17 protein-coding genes are annotated in these 14918 nt (G+C 68.5%); 3 read left to right on the top strand and 14 right to left on the bottom strand.

Translation table 11 applies throughout. The annotated features are described in order from the left end of the window. Positions 1-241 precede the first annotated feature (241 nt). A complete protein-coding gene (locus AB7U46_RS08160) occupies positions 242-1546 on the top strand; it encodes a UDP-glucose dehydrogenase family protein (RefSeq protein WP_428336458.1) in 1305 nt (434 codons plus the stop codon). Between the two features lie 136 nt (positions 1547-1682). Here AB7U46_RS08160 and AB7U46_RS08155 read toward each other — a convergent pair whose 3' ends face one another. From AB7U46_RS08155 to AB7U46_RS08145, 3 genes are read right to left on the bottom strand one after another with little or no spacing between them, the layout of a single operon-like run. Further along, positions 1683-2468, bottom strand: a complete 786-nt coding sequence (locus AB7U46_RS08155; RefSeq protein ID WP_428336457.1) for a metal ABC transporter permease — start codon at positions 2466-2468, stop codon at positions 1683-1685. After that, positions 2461-3243 carry an ATP-binding cassette domain-containing protein gene (locus tag AB7U46_RS08150; protein WP_428336456.1) on the bottom strand — a complete coding sequence of 261 codons (783 nt, stop codon included), beginning with the start codon at positions 3241-3243 and terminating at the stop codon, positions 2461-2463. Before AB7U46_RS08150 ends, AB7U46_RS08155 begins: the two co-directional genes overlap by 8 nt. Next, positions 3240-3791 carry a Fur family transcriptional regulator gene (locus AB7U46_RS08145; RefSeq protein ID WP_428336455.1) on the bottom strand — a complete coding sequence of 184 codons (552 nt, stop codon included), beginning with the start codon at positions 3789-3791 and terminating at the stop codon, positions 3240-3242. Before AB7U46_RS08145 ends, AB7U46_RS08150 begins: the two co-directional genes overlap by 4 nt. Before the next feature lie 78 nt (positions 3792-3869). Between AB7U46_RS08145 and AB7U46_RS08140 the strand changes: the two genes are divergently transcribed. Together AB7U46_RS08140 and AB7U46_RS08135 are read left to right on the top strand one after the other, a co-directional pair. Then, positions 3870-4832 (top strand): zinc ABC transporter substrate-binding protein, encoded by a 963-nt coding sequence (locus AB7U46_RS08140; protein WP_428336454.1) that lies wholly within the window; start codon positions 3870-3872, stop codon positions 4830-4832. A gap of 69 nt (positions 4833-4901) precedes the next feature. Next, positions 4902-5420, top strand: a complete 519-nt coding sequence (locus AB7U46_RS08135) for a GbsR/MarR family transcriptional regulator (protein ID WP_428336453.1) — start codon at positions 4902-4904, stop codon at positions 5418-5420. Between the two features lie 36 nt (positions 5421-5456). Here AB7U46_RS08135 and AB7U46_RS08130 read toward each other — a convergent pair whose 3' ends face one another. The 11 genes from AB7U46_RS08130 to aroA all read right to left on the bottom strand — a co-directional run bounded on the left by AB7U46_RS08130 (position 5457) and on the right by aroA (position 14839). Beyond that, positions 5457-6029 (bottom strand): LuxR C-terminal-related transcriptional regulator, encoded by a 573-nt coding sequence (locus AB7U46_RS08130; protein WP_428336452.1) that lies wholly within the window; start codon positions 6027-6029, stop codon positions 5457-5459. After that, entirely contained in the window at positions 6019-6405 is a 387-nt protein-coding gene (locus AB7U46_RS08125; protein WP_428336451.1) for a hypothetical protein, read from the bottom strand. Before AB7U46_RS08125 ends, AB7U46_RS08130 begins: the two co-directional genes overlap by 11 nt. A 370-nt stretch (positions 6406-6775) precedes the next feature. Further along, a complete protein-coding gene (trpB, locus tag AB7U46_RS08120) occupies positions 6776-8008 on the bottom strand; it encodes a tryptophan synthase subunit beta (protein ID WP_428336450.1) in 1233 nt (410 codons plus the stop codon). Positions 8009-8136: 128 nt separating this feature from the next. Next, a complete protein-coding gene (locus tag AB7U46_RS08115; RefSeq protein ID WP_428336449.1) occupies positions 8137-8811 on the bottom strand; it encodes a phosphoribosylanthranilate isomerase in 675 nt (224 codons plus the stop codon). 1 nt (position 8812) lies between these two features. Further along, positions 8813-9172 carry a LapA family protein gene (locus tag AB7U46_RS08110; protein WP_428336448.1) on the bottom strand — a complete coding sequence of 120 codons (360 nt, stop codon included), beginning with the start codon at positions 9170-9172 and terminating at the stop codon, positions 8813-8815. Between the two features lie 3 nt (positions 9173-9175). Beyond that, positions 9176-9463 carry an integration host factor subunit beta gene (ihfB, locus tag AB7U46_RS08105; RefSeq protein WP_428336447.1) on the bottom strand — a complete coding sequence of 96 codons (288 nt, stop codon included), beginning with the start codon at positions 9461-9463 and terminating at the stop codon, positions 9176-9178. Between the two features lie 281 nt (positions 9464-9744). Then, positions 9745-11424, bottom strand: a complete 1680-nt coding sequence (gene rpsA, locus AB7U46_RS08100) for a 30S ribosomal protein S1 (RefSeq protein WP_428336446.1) — start codon at positions 11422-11424, stop codon at positions 9745-9747. A 171-nt stretch (positions 11425-11595) separates the two neighbouring features. Next, positions 11596-12090 carry a BLUF domain-containing protein gene (locus tag AB7U46_RS08095; protein ID WP_428336445.1) on the bottom strand — a complete coding sequence of 165 codons (495 nt, stop codon included), beginning with the start codon at positions 12088-12090 and terminating at the stop codon, positions 11596-11598. Between the two features lie 87 nt (positions 12091-12177). Beyond that, positions 12178-12750, bottom strand: a complete 573-nt coding sequence (locus tag AB7U46_RS08090) for a hypothetical protein (protein ID WP_428336444.1) — start codon at positions 12748-12750, stop codon at positions 12178-12180. A 37-nt stretch (positions 12751-12787) separates the two neighbouring features. Beyond that, entirely contained in the window at positions 12788-13372 is a 585-nt protein-coding gene (locus AB7U46_RS08085; RefSeq protein ID WP_428336443.1) for a (d)CMP kinase, read from the bottom strand. 120 nt (positions 13373-13492) lie between these two features. Then, complete coding sequence (gene aroA / locus AB7U46_RS08080; RefSeq protein ID WP_428336442.1) at positions 13493-14839, bottom strand: 3-phosphoshikimate 1-carboxyvinyltransferase; 1347 nt, start codon at positions 14837-14839, stop codon at positions 13493-13495. Positions 14840-14918: the final 79 nt, after the last annotated feature.

Raw genomic sequence — 14918 nt, 5'->3', positions numbered from 1 at the left:
GCACCGCTAATTGCAAAGGGGAAATCTTGGGGTATCCGGTTCTGCAGGCGCGAAGTGTTGCAGTTTCGCAAGGCTTGCCCGCCGCCATCGGCGAAGCTTTGCCGAAAACGTCATATCGCCATGTCGGAAATGCGAAACTTCCGAAAACCGCCCTATTTTCTACGACTTGGGCGCATAGCCGCGTTGACTTCACGCGCGCGAGGCTCGACTCTCCCGCCGGCAAAGAAAAAGGATTGTCACGATGAAGATCGCAATGATCGGAACCGGCTATGTCGGGCTTGTCTCGGGGGTCTGCTTCTCGGATTTCGGCCATGAGGTCGTCTGCGTGGACAAGGATCCGCGCAAGATCGAGATGCTGGAACGCGGCGAGGTGCCGATCTACGAGCCCGGGCTCGATGCGCTGATGGCGAAGAACGTGGCGGCGGGGCGGCTGAGCTTCACCGGCGATCTGAAGGCGGCGGTGGACGGGGCCGATGCGGTCTTCATCGCGGTCGGCACGCCGACGCGGCGCGGCGACGGCCATGCCGATCTGAGCTATGTGATGGCGGCGGCCGAGGAAATCGCCGGCGCGATGACCGGCTATACCGTCGTGGTGACGAAATCGACGGTGCCGGTGGGCACCAACCGCCAGGTGCGGCAGGTGATCCGCAAGGCGCGCCCCGATGCCGAATTCGACGTCGCCTCGAACCCGGAATTCCTGCGCGAGGGCGCGGCGATCGACGATTTCATGCGCCCCGACCGGGTCGTCGTCGGCACCACCTCGGAGCGCGGCCAGGAGGTCATGGGCGAGATCTACCGCCCTCTCTTCCTGCGCGAATTCCCGATCCTCTACACCGATCTCGAGACCGCGGAGATGATCAAATACGCCGCGAACGCCTTCCTCGCGACGAAGATCACCTTCATCAACGAGATCGCGCGGCTTTGCGAGAAGGTCGGCGCCGACGTGAAGGAAGTCTCGCGCGGGATGGGGCTCGACGGGCGCATCGGCAACAAGTTCCTGCATGCGGGGCCCGGTTACGGCGGCTCCTGCTTCCCGAAGGACACCCAGGCGCTCGCCCGCATGGGGCAGGATCATTCCGTGCCGATGCAGATCACCGAGACGGTGATCAAGGTCAATGAAGAGGTGAAGCGCCGGATGGTCGACAAGATCGTCGATCTCTGCGACGGCTCGGTCAACGGCAAGGCGATCGCGATCTTCGGCGTCACCTTCAAGCCGAACACCGACGACATGCGCGACGCGCCCGCGCTCACCATCGTGCCCGCGCTGGTGGGCGCCGGGGCGAAGCTGCGAGTCGTCGATCCGCAGGGCGAACGCGAGGGCGAACACCTGCTGCCCGGCGTGCACTGGATGGACGACGCCTACAAGGCGGCGCAAAAGGCCGATTGCGTGGTGATCCTGACCGAGTGGAACGAGTTCCGCGCGCTGGATCTGAAGAAGCTCGCGAAGAAGATGGCCACGCCCCGGATGGCGGATCTGCGCAATATCTACAACGCGAAGGACGCGAAGAAGGCCGGTTTCGAGGCCTATACCAGCGTCGGGCGCTGAGCCCGGCAGCATCGGGGGGCGCCGCCCCCCGGCTTCGCCTCCCCCAGGGATATTTGGACACTTTGGAAGTCTGAGCGTTTCCAAAGCGCCCAAATATCCCGGGGGAGTCCGCGTCAGCGGACGGGGGCAGCGCCCCCTAGCCTTTCACCCGGAACAGCAGCGAGACCGCGAAGATCACCGCCGCCGCGGCCACGATCGAGGGGCCGGCGGGCGTGTCCCAGGTGAGCGAGGCCGCGAGCCCGGCCAGCACCGAGAGGCTGCCGACCGCGCTTGCGCCGAGTGCCATCGCCTCGGGGCTGCGCGCGGGCTGGCGGGCGGCGGCGGCGGGGATGATGAGCAGCGCCGCGATCAGCAGCGCGCCGACGATCTTCAGCGCCACGGCGACGGTCAGCGCGAGCGCGAGGGTGAGCACGAATTGCTCGCGCTTCGGGTCGAGGCCGGAGGCCTGGGCGAGTTCCTCGTTCACCGTCGCGGTGAGCAGCCCCTGCCAGCGCCAGGCGAGCAGCCCCGCGACCAGCGCCGCGCCGCCCCAGATGATGCCGAGATCGGCGCGACTGACGGCAAGGATGTCGCCGAAGAGAAAGGCGCTCAGATCGACCCGCAGCCCGGAGATGAAGGAGGCCGCGACGAGGCCGAAGGCCAGCGCGGAATGGGCGAGCACGCCGAGCACGGTGTCCATCGCATGGCCGCGGCTTGCCAGCGTCGCCACGGTGATCCCCATGCCGAGCGCGACGGCGAGCGTGCCGGCGTAGATCGAGAGGCCGAAGCCGAAGGAAAGCGCCACGCCGAGAATCGCGGCATGGGCGGTGGCGTCGCCGAAATAGGCCATCCGGCGCCAGACCACGAAGGAGCCGAGCGGCCCGGTCGCGAGCGTCAGGCCAACCCCGGCAAGCGCGGCCCGGATCAGGAAATCGTCAAGCATGATGGCTCTCGTGCGGATGGGCGCCGTGGGGATGGGCGTGATCGTGGCCGTGGCCCTCGTCCTGCTCGTGGTCGTGGTCATGGACATGGCGGTAAAGCGCGAAGGCGCCCTGCGTGCCCATGCCGAAGAGCGCGCGATATTCCGGCGCCTCCGACACCACCTGCGGCGTGCCCTGGCAGCAGACATGGCCATTGAGGCAAAGCACCCGGTCGGAGGCCGACATCACCACATGTAGATCGTGGCTGACCATCAGCACGGCACAACCTGTTGTGGCCCGCACCTCCTCGATCAGCTTGTAGAAGGCGGCGGTGCCGGGCTGGTCGAGGCCCTGCGTCGGCTCGTCGAGGATCAGGATGTCGGGCCGGCTGAGCAACGCCCGCGCAAGCAGGACGCGCTGGAACTGCCCGCCCGAAAGCCGTGCGAGCGCGCGCGCGCCAAGCCCGGCGACACCGGTGCGGGCGAGCGCCGCTTCGGCGTCGGCATCGCTCACCCGGCGCGGCAGCGACAGGAAGCGGCGCACCGAAAGCGGCAGGCTCGCATCGACATGGAGCTTTTGCGGGACATAGCCGATCACCAGGCCCGGGCGGCGAATGACCGCCCCGGTCGCCGAGGGTTCGAGCCCGATCAGCGCGCGGATCAGCGTCGACTTGCCCGAGCCGTTCGGCCCGACCACGGTGACGATCTCGCCCGGCGCGATGGCAAAGCCGATCTGGTCGAGCACCGCCACCTCGCCGTGGCGCACGGTGAGGCCCTTCGCCTCGATCAGCGGGGTCATCGGGTTTCCTCTTCGGCTTCGGCCCGCGCGCGGCAGGCGGCGCAAAGGCCGAGCGCCTCGATATTGGCGCGCTCGACGGTGAAGCCGCACGCGGCCCCGGCGCTGTCGAGCGCGGCGCGCACCGGCGCGGCGGCGGCCTCGGCCACCGCATCGCATTCGCGGCAGATCAGGAAGACCGGCGCATGCACCTCGCCCGGGTGCATGCAGGCGGCAAAGGCGTTGAGTCGGCGCACGCGATGCGCGAGCCCGTTCTCGACGAGGAATTCGAGCGCGCGATAGGCGACGGGCGGCTGGTTGCCGAAGCCCTCCGCCGCGAGCCGGTCGAGCATTTCATAGGCGCCCATCGCGCGATGCGCCTCGAGCAAGATCTCGAGCGCGCGCTTGCGCACCGGGGTCAGCCGCGCGCCGCGGCGCGCCGCCTCCGCCTCCGCCCGCGCGAGCGTGTCGCCCGCGCAATGCGCGTGATCGTGCTCGGCAAAGGCGCGCGCGGCGTCACCGCCCGGCGCGGCGGCCCCCTGCGTGCCGGTTTCGTGATCGACCTCGGACATGTTACAATATCACATTCGTCTTGACCTGTTACGATATAACATAGATAACCGGCTCCCGATCCACAAGAGAGGCCCAAGATGCACAAGCTTTCGTCATTCGCCCTGCTGTCCCTGCTCGCCCCCCTCCCCGCATTCGCCGAAGTGCCGCAGGTGGTGACCGATCTGCCCGCGGTGCAGTCGCTCGCCGCGCAGGTGATGGGGGATCTCGGTTCGCCGGCGGTGCTGCTCGAACAGGGGGGCAATGCCCATACCTATCAACTCAAGCCCTCGCAGCTGCGCGCGCTCGAAGGGGCAGATCTTGTGTTCTGGGTCGGGCCGGAGATGACGCCCTGGCTGGACCGCGCGCTGGATGCGACGGCGCCGAAAGGGGTGCAGATCGCGCTTCTGGCCGATCCCGGCACGCATCGGCAGGACTTCCCCGCCGGCGCGCATGACGACGACGATGACGACCACGCCGCCGAGACCGAGGCCGGGGATCACGACGACCACGAGGGTGAGGGCGAGGAGCATCACCACCACTCCGGCCTCGACCCCCACGCCTGGCTCGACCCGGCCAATGCCGAGCACTGGCTCGGCGTGATCGCCGAGGCGCTGGCCAAGCAAGATCCGGAGCATGCCGAAACCTATCGCGCCAATGCGACGGCGGCCGCGGCCTCGATCGCCGATCTCGACGCGAAGCTGACGGCCGAGCTCGCCCCGGTGAAGGACCGCCGTTTCGTCGTGTTCCACGCCGCCTATGGCTATTTCGTCGACCATTACGGGCTGATGGCGCCCGAGGCGCTGGCGCTTGGCGACGCGACCGATCCGGGCGCGGCCCATATCGCCGAGCTGCGCGCCGAGCTGAAGTCGGACAAGATCGTCTGTGCCTTCCCCGAAGCGCAGCACGATCCGAAGCAGCTCACGCTGCTGCTCGATGGCACCGGGGTGAAGCTCGGTGGCGCGCTCGATCCCTCGGGCTCGGCCCTGCCCTATGGCCCGGGCCTTTACGCCGCGCTGATGCAGGGGCTGGCCGACACGCTGACCGGCTGCCTCGCCAAGTGAGACGACGCCCCGGCGTTGCACAAGACAAGGCCGCAAAGCGCTGCTAGAACGGGACAAAAGGAGGTTCCCATGAGCAGCGACACGCAGGCCGAACTCGCCCGGCTCTTTGCCGAGATTGCCCCCCGTTTCGGGCTGAGCCGGGCCGCCGGGCACTGCCTCGCCGCGATCTGGCGCGCGGCGCAGGCGCCCTCCGCCGACGATCTCGTCGCCGGCCTGGGGCTTTCGCGCTCGAATGTCTCCGTCGCGCTCAAGGAGCTGCGCCTCGCCGGCCTCGTGCAGGTGGCGCGCTCTCCCGGATCGCGGCGGGATTTCTTCACCGCCGAGGCCAGCCCCTGGGCGCTCCTGCGCGCGCTGGTGGCCGAGCGCCACCGCCGCGAGATCGCGCCGCTGATCGACCGCATCGCCGCCCTCGAGGCCGCCGCTCCGGAGGAGCCGCGGCTCGCCGCGCTGGCGGAGATGGCGGAGACGGCGGGCGACTGGATGGCCCGGCTCACCCGCAGCGATGCCGAGACGCTTGCCGAGGTGATGGCGGCCGATGCCGACCGCGGCACCAAGAAGAAGAAAAAGAAGAAGACCGAGCGCCCCTGACCCGGGCGCGCCTGCCCCCGGGCGCCCCGCCGCGGGCTATTCCGCCACCCGCAACTGCGGCTTCGGCCTGCCGGCAAGCGCGTGGCGCGCGGGGTTTTCCTCGTCATCCATCAGATCCTCGATGAAGAGGCTCATCAGCTGGCCGCGCCCGGCGACCTCCGCCTTGCGGTAGATCGCGGCGGTCTGCGCTTTCACCGTCCCCTCGGAGGTCGCGCGCAGCCCGGCGATCTCGGCGGTGGAGAGGCCCTTGAGCACGAAAAGCGCCACCTCGCGCTCGGCCCCGGTGAGGCGCCATTCGGCAAAACGCTCGTCGACCAGCTCGGCAAAGGCGAGCGCGGCGCGGCGCAGCCGTTCCTGCGCCGAGGCGGCCTCGCGCTCGGCCCGCAAAAGCGCCTGCCCGCCGAGGATCAGCCCGGCCACGAGGCCGAAGGCGGCGCAGATCTCGAGCAGCTCATGCGCGTGCCAGTTGATCGGCCGGATATTGATGCCGAGCACGGTGAAGAGGATGTCGGACACGAAGAACAGCGCCGAAACGGCCTGAACGAAGAACAGCACGAACAGCGCGATGCGGCGGAACGGATGCCTGTGGCGGTGACGCTCAGCGGGCATCCGGCGCTCCTCTGTCCGGTCCCGGCCGCCCCGGGGGACGATCCGGGCGGGCGCCGCCCGGCGGCGGCGGACGGTTCGCCCCCGTGCCCCCGGCGCCCGGCGGCGGAGCGAAAAGCCCCTCAGCGGCGGCTGACGGCGCGGCATAGTCGCGCAGAACCTCTCCGTTGCGGGGATCGACGACGATCTCGCGCGCGCCCTGTGGCCCCTCGGCCAGGATCCGCAGCCGGCCGAGCCAGGTGCGGGAAACATCGACCTGCTGATACCCCTCGGCGCGCAGGCGGGCGACGATTTCCTCCGCGCGATCGGCGTTGGCCGTCGAGGCGCCGCCCCAGAGGAGGAGCTGCGTCAGGCCGAGAGAGATGAGAAAAGCGCGCATCTGCGCCCCTCCTGCGATTGCGAAACCCCAGGCAAGGGGCCCACCCGACCAGTATGCGCGCGAAATCCGTCTGCGCCAACCACGACGGCTCCGAAGAGCTGTCGACCGGGCCCCGCCCGCGCATGGGAAGGGGATGAGGGCCGCTGCGGTCGTGAGTGGGGATTACGCTCCGCAGCGGCACCGTCGCCTCTGGGGAAAGCGACCCCTCCGATTAACCATGACGCGCAGGGAAGGCCAATCGGTCGCAGGGCGTAAACCCGACAAAAATACCCGGATGCACCCCTCATAAACCTAGGTTTATGGCAAGGGGCGCGACGGTTTCCCGTCGCGCCCCGCTTGCCCCTTGGGCAGATCGTGCCGGGGCTGGCCCTCAGCCCTGGATCTCGGTGCCCAGATGCTTCGCCACGGTGAAGATGTCCTTGTCGCCACGGCCCGAGAGGTTGACGACGATGATATGATCCTTCGGCAGGCCCGGCGCGATCTTCGCGACATGGGCGAGCGCATGGCTCGATTCGAGCGCGGGGATGATCCCCTCGGTGCGGCAGAGCTGCTGGAAGGCGGCGAGCGCCTCGTCATCGGTGATCGAGACATATTCGGCGCGGCCGGTATCGTGCAGCCAGCTGTGCTCGGGCCCGATGCCGGGGTAATCGAGCCCGGCCGAGATCGAGTGGCCTTCGAGGATCTGGCCGTCGGCATCCTGCAGCAGGTAGGTGCGGTTGCCGTGCAGCACGCCCGGGCGCCCGCCGGTGAGCGAGGCGCAATGCTCCATCCGGTCGTCGACGCCGTGGCCGCCGGCCTCGACCCCGATGATCCGCACCGACTTGTCGTCGAGGAAGGGATAGAAGAGCCCCATCGCGTTCGAGCCACCGCCCACCGCGGCGATGATCGTGTCAGGCAGACGGCCCTCGCCCTCGAGCTCCTCGAGCTGCCAGCGGGTTTCCTTGCCGATGATCGACTGGAAATCGCGCACCATCGCCGGATAGGGGTGGGGGCCGGCGACCGTGCCGATACAATAGAAGGTGTCGCGGACGTTGGTCACCCAGTCACGCAGCGCGTCGTTCATCGCGTCCTTCAGCGTGCCGCGGCCGGAGGTCACCGGATGCACCTCGGCGCCCAGAAGCCGCATGCGGAAGACGTTCGGCGCCTGCCGCTCGACATCGGTCGCGCCCATGTAGACGACGCATTTCAGCCCGAACTTGGCGCAGACCGTCGCCGTCGCCACGCCATGCTGACCGGCGCCGGTCTCGGCGATGATCCGGGTCTTGCCCATCCGCCGCGCAAGCAGGATCTGGCCGAGCACGTTGTTGATCTTGTGCGCGCCGGTGTGGTTCAGCTCCTCGCGCTTGAGGTAGATCTTCGCGCCACCGAGCTCCGTCGTCAGCCGCTCGGCGAAATAGAGCGGCGAGGGCCGGCCGACGTAATATTTCCAGAGATAGTCCATCTCGGCCCAGAACTCCGGGTCGGTCTTGGCATGTTCGTATTGCGCCTCGAGCTCGAGGATCAGCGGCATCAGCGTCTCGGAAACGAACCGCCCGCCGTGGATGCCGAAGCGCCCGTTCTCGTCCGGGCCCGTCATGTAGCTGTTGGGAAGGTCTTCGGCCATCGTCTCACCTCGCGCAAATCTCGCCAACGGAGATAGCGCGCCCGCCCCCGGTGGTAAAGTTCAGAGCTTCCAAAGTGGCGAAATATCCCGGGGGAGTCCGCAGGACGGGGGCAGAGCCCCCTGCCCGCTCAGCCTTCGCGCGCGGCGCGGACAAAGGCGGCAATGCGCGCGGCGTCCTTCACCCCCGGCGCGCTTTCCACGCCCGAGCTGACATCGACCTGCGCCGCGCCGGTCAGGCGCACCGCCTCGGCCACGTTCTCGGGCGTCAGCCCGCCCGCAAGCATCCAGGGCTTCGCCCAGTCGCGCCCGGCGATCAGCCGCCAGTCGAAGCTGAGCCCGTTGCCACCCGGCAGCGCCGCGCCCTTCGGCGCCTTGGCATCGACGAGGATCTGGTCGGCCACCGCCTCATAGCTCTCGATCGCGGCGAGGTCGGCCTCCTCGGAGACCCCCACCGCCTTCATCACCGGCAGGCCGTGACGCGCGCGGATCTCGGCCACCCGCGCGGGGCTTTCCTTGCCGTGGAGCTGAAGCAGGTCAAGCGGCACCTCGGCCAGCACCGCGTCCAGGAGATCATCGGAGGGATCGACGAAAAGCCCGACCTTGGCGAGGCCCACGGGCGCGGCGAGCGCCAGATCGCGCGCCTCGGCAATGCTCAGGTTGCGCGGCGATTTCGGGAAGAAGACGAGGCCGATGTAACCTGCCCCCGCCTCGGCCGCGGCGGCGAGGTCGGCTTCGGTCCGCAGCCCGCAGATCTTCACGCGCACGCCGCCGGGGCGGCCACGGTTGACGGCGATCGTCACCATCTCAGCGCGCGGGTTTCTCGAGCAGGGCGAGAACCTCGTCCTTCGGCGCGGGCTCGGCCTTGGCCTTCAGCCGGTCGACCTCACGCTCGAGCGTGGCGGCCTTGCGCATCGCCTTCGTCGCGCCCGAGCGCAGCTTGTGCTCGCGCAGCCATTCCCAGACGAAACCGATCAGCAGGCCGATCAGGATGCCGGCGAAGATCACGAGGAAGAGCGGCAGCTGCACCGTCCAGGAGAAGCCGAGGAAATCCCCCGCTTCGGGCGGCAGCACGCGCAGCGCGACCGCGTCGCGATTGGCGAGCGCCAGCGCGATCAGCACCAGCGCCAGAACGGCGAGGAACAGGTAGCGCAGGAGCCGGATCATGACTTATTCCTCCACCCCGTTCAGCCGGTCGCGCAGAAGCTTGCCGGTCTTGAAGAAGGGGACGTGTTTTTCCTCGACATCGACGGCATCGCCGGTGCGCGGGTTGCGCCCGGTGCGCGCGTCGCGCCGTTTCACCGAGAAGGCGCCGAAGCCGCGCAACTCGACCCGATCACCGCGCGCCATCGCCTCGATGATCTCCTCGAAGATCGTGTTCACGATCTTTTCCACGTCCCGCTGAAACAGATGCGGGTTTTCTTCGGAAATCTTGGCGATCAGTTCCGACCGGATCATGCGTGTTCCCCCCAAGGGCCCCCGGTGGCAGCCGGGCTTACGGTTTTGCCCCGACTATACGGAGAAAATTTCCGTGGAGGAACAGCAAAGGCTTGGAAAGGCATAGAATTTGGCGTGATCGGCGGCGACAGGCCGAATGTGACAGCGCGACGTGGCCCGGCGATACCACCCTGCCGCGAAGGAAGCGCCCAACATTCGCGCAACCGTGCAGATGCAGCGAATCAAATGCAAAGGCCCCGCCGCAAGGCGGGGCCTCCGTTTTCCACCCGAAGGCGGTCAGATCATTCGCGGCCCTTGAGCGCGGCGCCGAGGATATCGCCGAGCGAAGCGCCCGAGTCGGACGAGCCGTACTGTTCCACGGCTTCCTTCTCTTCGGCGATCTCGCGCGCCTTGATCGACACGCCGAGCTTGCGGGTCTTGCTGTCGACGTTGACGACGCGCACGTCGACGTGGTCGCCAACCTGGAAGCGCTCGGGGCGCTGGTCGGCGCGGTCGCGGGCGAGGTCCGAACGGCGGATGAAGGACTTCATGCCGTTGTATTCGACCTCGATGCCGCCGTCTTCGATCGCGGTCACGGTCACGGTGATCACCGAGCCGCGCTTCACGCCGTCAACCGCATCCGAGAAGGTGTCGGCGTCGAGCGCCTTGACCGAGAGCGAGATGCGCTCTTTCTCGACGTCCACTTCGGTGACCGCGGCCTTGACCACGTCGCCCTTGCGGTAGTCCTGGATCGCTTCCTCGCCGCGCTTGTCCCAGGACAGGTCGGAGAGGTGAACCATGCCGTCGATCTCGTTGTCGAGGCCGATGAACAGACCGAATTCGGTGATGTTCTTGACTTCGCCTTCGATCATCGAGCCGACCGGATGGGTCTCGGCGAAGACTTCCCACGGGTTGCGCATGCACTGCTTGAGGCCGAGCGAAACGCGACGCTTCGCGGTGTCGATCTCGAGCACCATGACGTCAACCTCCTGCGAGGTCGAGACGATCTTGCCGGGGTGCACGTTCTTCTTGGTCCAGGACATTTCCGAGACGTGGACGAGACCCTCGACACCGGCTTCCAGCTCCACGAAGGCGCCGTAATCGGTGATGTTGGTGACGCGGCCCTTGTGCACCGAACCGATCGGGAACTTGGCTTCGACCGAATCCCACGGATCCGACTGCAGCTGCTTCATGCCGAGCGAGATGCGGTGGGTTTCCTTGTTGATCTTGACGACCTGGACCTTGACGGTCTCGCCGATCGACAGGATCTCCGACGGGTGGTTCACGCGGCGCCACGCCATGTCGGTGACGTGGAGCAGACCGTCGACGCCGCCGAGGTCAACGAAGGCACCGTATTCGGTGATGTTCTTGACCACACCCTCGACGACCTGACCTTCGGTGAGGTTGCCGATGACTTCGGCGCGCTGTTCGGCGCGGCTTTCCTCGAGGATCGCGCGGCGCGAGACAACGATGTTGCCACGACGACGGTCCATCTTGAGGATCTGGAACGGCTGCTTGAGACCCATGAGCGGGCCGGCGTCGCGCACCGGGCGGACATCGACCTGCGAGCCGGGCAGGAAGGCCACGGCGCCGCCGAGATCGACGGTGAAGCCACCCTTGACGCGGCCGAAGATGGCGCCGTCGACGCGCTCTTCGTTCGCATAGGCTTTCTCGAGACGGTCCCAGGCCTCTTCGCGGCGGGCTTTCTCGCGCGAGATCACGGCCTCGCCACGGGCGTTTTCAACGCGGTCGAGATACACTTCCACTTCGTCGCCGACGGCGATCGAGGGGGCCTCGCCCGGGTTGGCGAATTCTTTCAGATCGACGCGGCCTTCCATCTTGTAGCCGACGTCGATGATGGCCTGGCCCGCCTCGATGGCGATGACCTTGCCCTTGACAACCGAACCTTCGTTCGGGGTGTCGATCTCGAGGCTCTCGTTCAGGAGGGCTTCGAATTCTTCCATGCTAGCTTTTTGCGACATGCGCTGAGGTGTCCTTTACATCATGGTTTGACTGGCCATGCGGTTGGCTCCGCCGGTCTTTCGTTGGATACGCCCGACAGGGTGCAGACCTGCGCCTGCCCCCTTCGGACGGGGGCCGTATAGGCGGGAATCGCCTTGCGCGCAAGGAATTTCGGGCCCTTCCCGGGCGGGTCAGGCGCTCGCGTCGAGCCGCGCGAGATAGGCGGCCTCGTCTTCGCCCGCGCCGCGCGCGTAGGGAAAGGCCGAGCCGTAGCGCCGCACCTCCTCCGCCGCCGCGACCATCCGCGCATAGATCTGCCGCGCCTCCTCGGCCGCGATCGGGCGGCGCGCGCCGTTCTCGTCGAGTTCGGCGTCAAGTTCGAGCGCGAGGAAATGGTCGTAGCCCATCGACCAGTCGGGGAAGGGCGAGGCGTCTTCGGCCGGCTCCTTCAGCAGGATCTCCAGATCGCGGTGGCGCGGATCGGCCTCGAGGCGGGCGAAAAGCGCCTCGATCGCCTCGGCCGGGCCGTGCAGCGCCTGGAAGAACTGGCCATTCGCGCGCCAGAGATAGCCGGTGATTCCCCGCGCCGCGTTGTTGCGCAGCGAGGCGCGCAGGATCGCGAGGTCGGAAGGGTCGAAATCGGGCGTGCGCGGGATCGAGCGGTAGAGCAGCTGAAGGAAGGTCATGGGGCACCGAAAACAGGGTGGCGCTCACTCTATCCGATCCGCAAGCCACTGCAATAGGGCGCAAAATCGCGCCGGGGCGCGGGCGTCTCAGTCCTGCGACACACAGAAGCGGGCGCGCAGATCGTAGCGCGGCACGGCGAAATCCACGCCGCCCGCATCGCGCTTCGGCGGCGTCGCGAAGCGCGGCTCCGGCTGCGGCACGAAGGCGCCCGAGAGGCTCGCGGGATCGAGCACCATCCCCTGGCACAGGCCGATGCCGCGCAGGGCCGCGGTGCCGCCGCGCAGGTCGATCAGGAAGCCCGATTTGCGCGCGGCCTCGGCGGCGAAGGTGAGCGGCGGCTCGATCGCGATCACCTCGGTCGCGGGGCCGAAGAGCGCCTCCTCCCCCTGCCAGCCGGTGCCGCGCGCGAAGGTGAGCGCCCAGCGCCCGGGCGGCACCAGCACGCGAAAGAAATCGCCGCCGCGGACATAGGCGGCAAGCACCGCCTCCCCGGTCTCGGGCACCGACAGTTCGAGGTAGAGATCGGCGCCCGGATCGCTTTGCACCTGGAGCGGCAGCGTGAGCGGCAGGCCGGAACGGTTCCACATCAGCCCCTCGGGCCGGGTCTCGGCGGCGAGCGGGGTAGCGAGGGCGAGGAGCAGGAGAAACGCGCGGATCATTCCCCCAAGATGGGCGCGCGGGGCGCCCGCGTCCAGATCAGCCGCGCGCCGCTGCGATCAATGTGATCGCGCGCGCGACCGCCTCCTCGATCGAGAGCGCCGAGGTGTCGAGGATCACCGCGTCGGCCGCCGGTTTCAGCGGCGCATCGGCCCGGTTCATGTCGCGCGCGTCGCGCTCGCGCACCTCGGCGAGCACCTTGCCCTCGTCGCCGCCGACTTCGAGCCAGCGCCGATGCGCGCGGACCTCGGGGCTGGCGGTGACGAAGAGCTTCACCTCCGCCTCGGGGCAGATCACCGTGCCGATGTCGCGCCCGTCGAGCACCGCACCGCCCGCGCGCCGTGCGAAGGCGCGCTGGAACTCGAGCAGCGCCTGGCGCACCTCGGGGATGACGGCGACGCGCGAGGCCGCCTGCCCCGCCTCGAGCGTGCGCAGATCGTCGCGCGCGAGGTCTTCGGGCGCGAGGCTGCGCGCCGCTTCGACCGGATCGCCGCCCTTCACCCCCACCGCACGATACAGCGCGCCGGTGTCGAGATGGGCAAAGCCGAAATGCGCCGCCACAGCCCGGCTGAGCGTGCCCTTGCCCGCCGCCGCCGGCCCGTCGATCGCCACTGTGAATGTCATGTCACCCTCGCTCCCGGATCTGCCGGCGGATTTCGAGTATTTGGACCAGGAAAAGCCCTGCCGCGAAAGCGCACGGCTTTCTTCTTGGCGAAAATACTCCCGCCGGAGGCTTCCGCCCTCTCACTTGCTCCGCAGGATGCCCGCGCCGAGCGCCTGCATCAAGGGTTCGAATACCGGGAAGGAGGTCGCGATCGGCGAACCGTCGTCGACCGAGATCGGCTGTTGCGCGGCAAGGCCCAGCACGAGGAAGCTCATCGCGATGCGGTGGTCGAGATGGGTCGCCACCGTCGCGCCGCCCGGCACGCCGCCCTGCCCGAGGCCATGCACGATCAGCGTGTCGTCATCCTCCTCGACGCGCACGCCGCAGGCCTCGAGCCCGCGCGCCATCGCGTCGATCCGGTCGCTTTCCTTCACCCGCAGCTCATGCACGCCGCGCATCACCGTGGCGCCGCGCGCACAGGCCGCGACGGCGGCGAGCACCGGGTATTCGTCGATCTGGCTTGCCGCGCGGTCTGGCGGCACCTCGATGCCGGTGAGTTCGGAAAACCGCACGCGCAGATCGGCGACCGGCTCGCCGCCCTCCTCGCGCTCGTTCTCGAAGGCGATGTCGGCGCCCATCTCGCGCAGCGTCAGGAAAAGCCCGTTGCGCGTCGGGTTCTGGCTGACGCCGGGGACGAGGATTTCCGAGCCGGGCACCAAGAGCGCCGCGCAGACCGGAAACGCCGCCGAAGACGGGTCGCGCGGCACCGCGACGTTTTGCGCGGTGAGCTCGGGCTGGCCCTGAAGGGTGATGCGGTTGCCCTCGGCCGTCACCTCGACCGTGACCTCGGCACCGAAGCCGCGCAGCATGCGTTCGGTGTGATCGCGCGTCGCGGTCTTCTCGATCACCACGGTCTGGCCCGGCGCGTTGAGCCCGGCAAGCAGCACCGCCGATTTCACCTGCGCGGAGGCCATCGGCGTCGCGTAGGTGACCGGCACCGGCTCGGCCGCGCCGACGAGCGTCATCGGCAGCCGCCCGCCCGCACGCCCATAGGCCCGCGCGCCGAAGAGCGCGAGCGGATCGGTCACCCGCCCCATCGGGCGCTTGCGCAGGCTCGCATCGCCGGTGAAGGTCGCCGAGATCGGCGAGGTGGCCATGCAGCCCATGATGAGCCGCACGCCGGTGCCGGAATTGCCGCAGTCGATCACGTCCTCCGGCTCGGCGAAACCGCCGACGCCGACGCCCTCGACCGTCCAGTGCCCTTCGCCCAGCCGCGTCACCGTGGCCCCGAAGGCCGCCATCGCCTTCGCGGTGTCGAGCACGTCCTGCCCTTCGAGCAGGCCGGTGATCTCGGTCTTGCCCACGGAAAGCGCGCCGAGGATCAGCGCGCGATGGCTGATCGACTTGTCGCCCGGCACCTCGGCCACGCCCTGCAGCGCGCCGCCGCGCCGCGCGGTCATCTTGATCGGATCGCCGTGGCCGGCCATGGAAACCTCCCTCGAAAGTTCGGCCCCTGTTAGCGCAGGCCGACAGATCGCGAAAGCCCCCGGGCTTTTTCCTGGCTCA

Origin of the sequence: Paenirhodobacter sp. (assembly GCF_050177655.1) — a bacterium.
GTDB lineage: Bacteria > Pseudomonadota > Alphaproteobacteria > Rhodobacterales > Rhodobacteraceae > Rhodobacter.
This window is presented reverse-complemented; position numbering and strand designations above follow the sequence as displayed.

What these genes read in the sequence shown, in the direction of transcription:
- AB7U46_RS08160 (WP_428336458.1), top strand. Translation starts at nt 242, where the DNA reads ATGAAGATCGCAATGATCGGAACCGGCTATGTCGGGCTTGTCTCGGGG.
- AB7U46_RS08155 (WP_428336457.1), bottom strand. Translation starts at nt 2,468, where the DNA reads ATGCTTGACGATTTCCTGATCCGGGCCGCGCTTGCCGGGGTTGGCCTG.
- AB7U46_RS08150 (WP_428336456.1), bottom strand. Translation starts at nt 3,243, where the DNA reads ATGACCCCGCTGATCGAGGCGAAGGGCCTCACCGTGCGCCACGGCGAG.
- AB7U46_RS08145 (WP_428336455.1), bottom strand. Translation starts at nt 3,791, where the DNA reads ATGTCCGAGGTCGATCACGAAACCGGCACGCAGGGGGCCGCCGCGCCG.
- AB7U46_RS08140 (WP_428336454.1), top strand. Translation starts at nt 3,870, where the DNA reads ATGCACAAGCTTTCGTCATTCGCCCTGCTGTCCCTGCTCGCCCCCCTC.
- AB7U46_RS08135 (WP_428336453.1), top strand. Translation starts at nt 4,902, where the DNA reads ATGAGCAGCGACACGCAGGCCGAACTCGCCCGGCTCTTTGCCGAGATT.
- AB7U46_RS08130 (WP_428336452.1), bottom strand. Translation starts at nt 6,029, where the DNA reads ATGCCCGCTGAGCGTCACCGCCACAGGCATCCGTTCCGCCGCATCGCG.
- AB7U46_RS08125 (WP_428336451.1), bottom strand. Translation starts at nt 6,405, where the DNA reads ATGCGCGCTTTTCTCATCTCTCTCGGCCTGACGCAGCTCCTCCTCTGG.
- trpB (WP_428336450.1), bottom strand. Translation starts at nt 8,008, where the DNA reads ATGGCCGAAGACCTTCCCAACAGCTACATGACGGGCCCGGACGAGAAC.
- AB7U46_RS08115 (WP_428336449.1), bottom strand. Translation starts at nt 8,811, where the DNA reads ATGGTGACGATCGCCGTCAACCGTGGCCGCCCCGGCGGCGTGCGCGTG.
- AB7U46_RS08110 (WP_428336448.1), bottom strand. Translation starts at nt 9,172, where the DNA reads ATGATCCGGCTCCTGCGCTACCTGTTCCTCGCCGTTCTGGCGCTGGTG.
- ihfB (WP_428336447.1), bottom strand. Translation starts at nt 9,463, where the DNA reads ATGATCCGGTCGGAACTGATCGCCAAGATTTCCGAAGAAAACCCGCAT.
- rpsA (WP_428336446.1), bottom strand. Translation starts at nt 11,424, where the DNA reads ATGTCGCAAAAAGCTAGCATGGAAGAATTCGAAGCCCTCCTGAACGAG.
- AB7U46_RS08095 (WP_428336445.1), bottom strand. Translation starts at nt 12,090, where the DNA reads ATGACCTTCCTTCAGCTGCTCTACCGCTCGATCCCGCGCACGCCCGAT.
- AB7U46_RS08090 (WP_428336444.1), bottom strand. Translation starts at nt 12,750, where the DNA reads ATGATCCGCGCGTTTCTCCTGCTCCTCGCCCTCGCTACCCCGCTCGCC.
- AB7U46_RS08085 (WP_428336443.1), bottom strand. Translation starts at nt 13,372, where the DNA reads ATGACATTCACAGTGGCGATCGACGGGCCGGCGGCGGCGGGCAAGGGC.
- aroA (WP_428336442.1), bottom strand. Translation starts at nt 14,839, where the DNA reads ATGGCCGGCCACGGCGATCCGATCAAGATGACCGCGCGGCGCGGCGGC.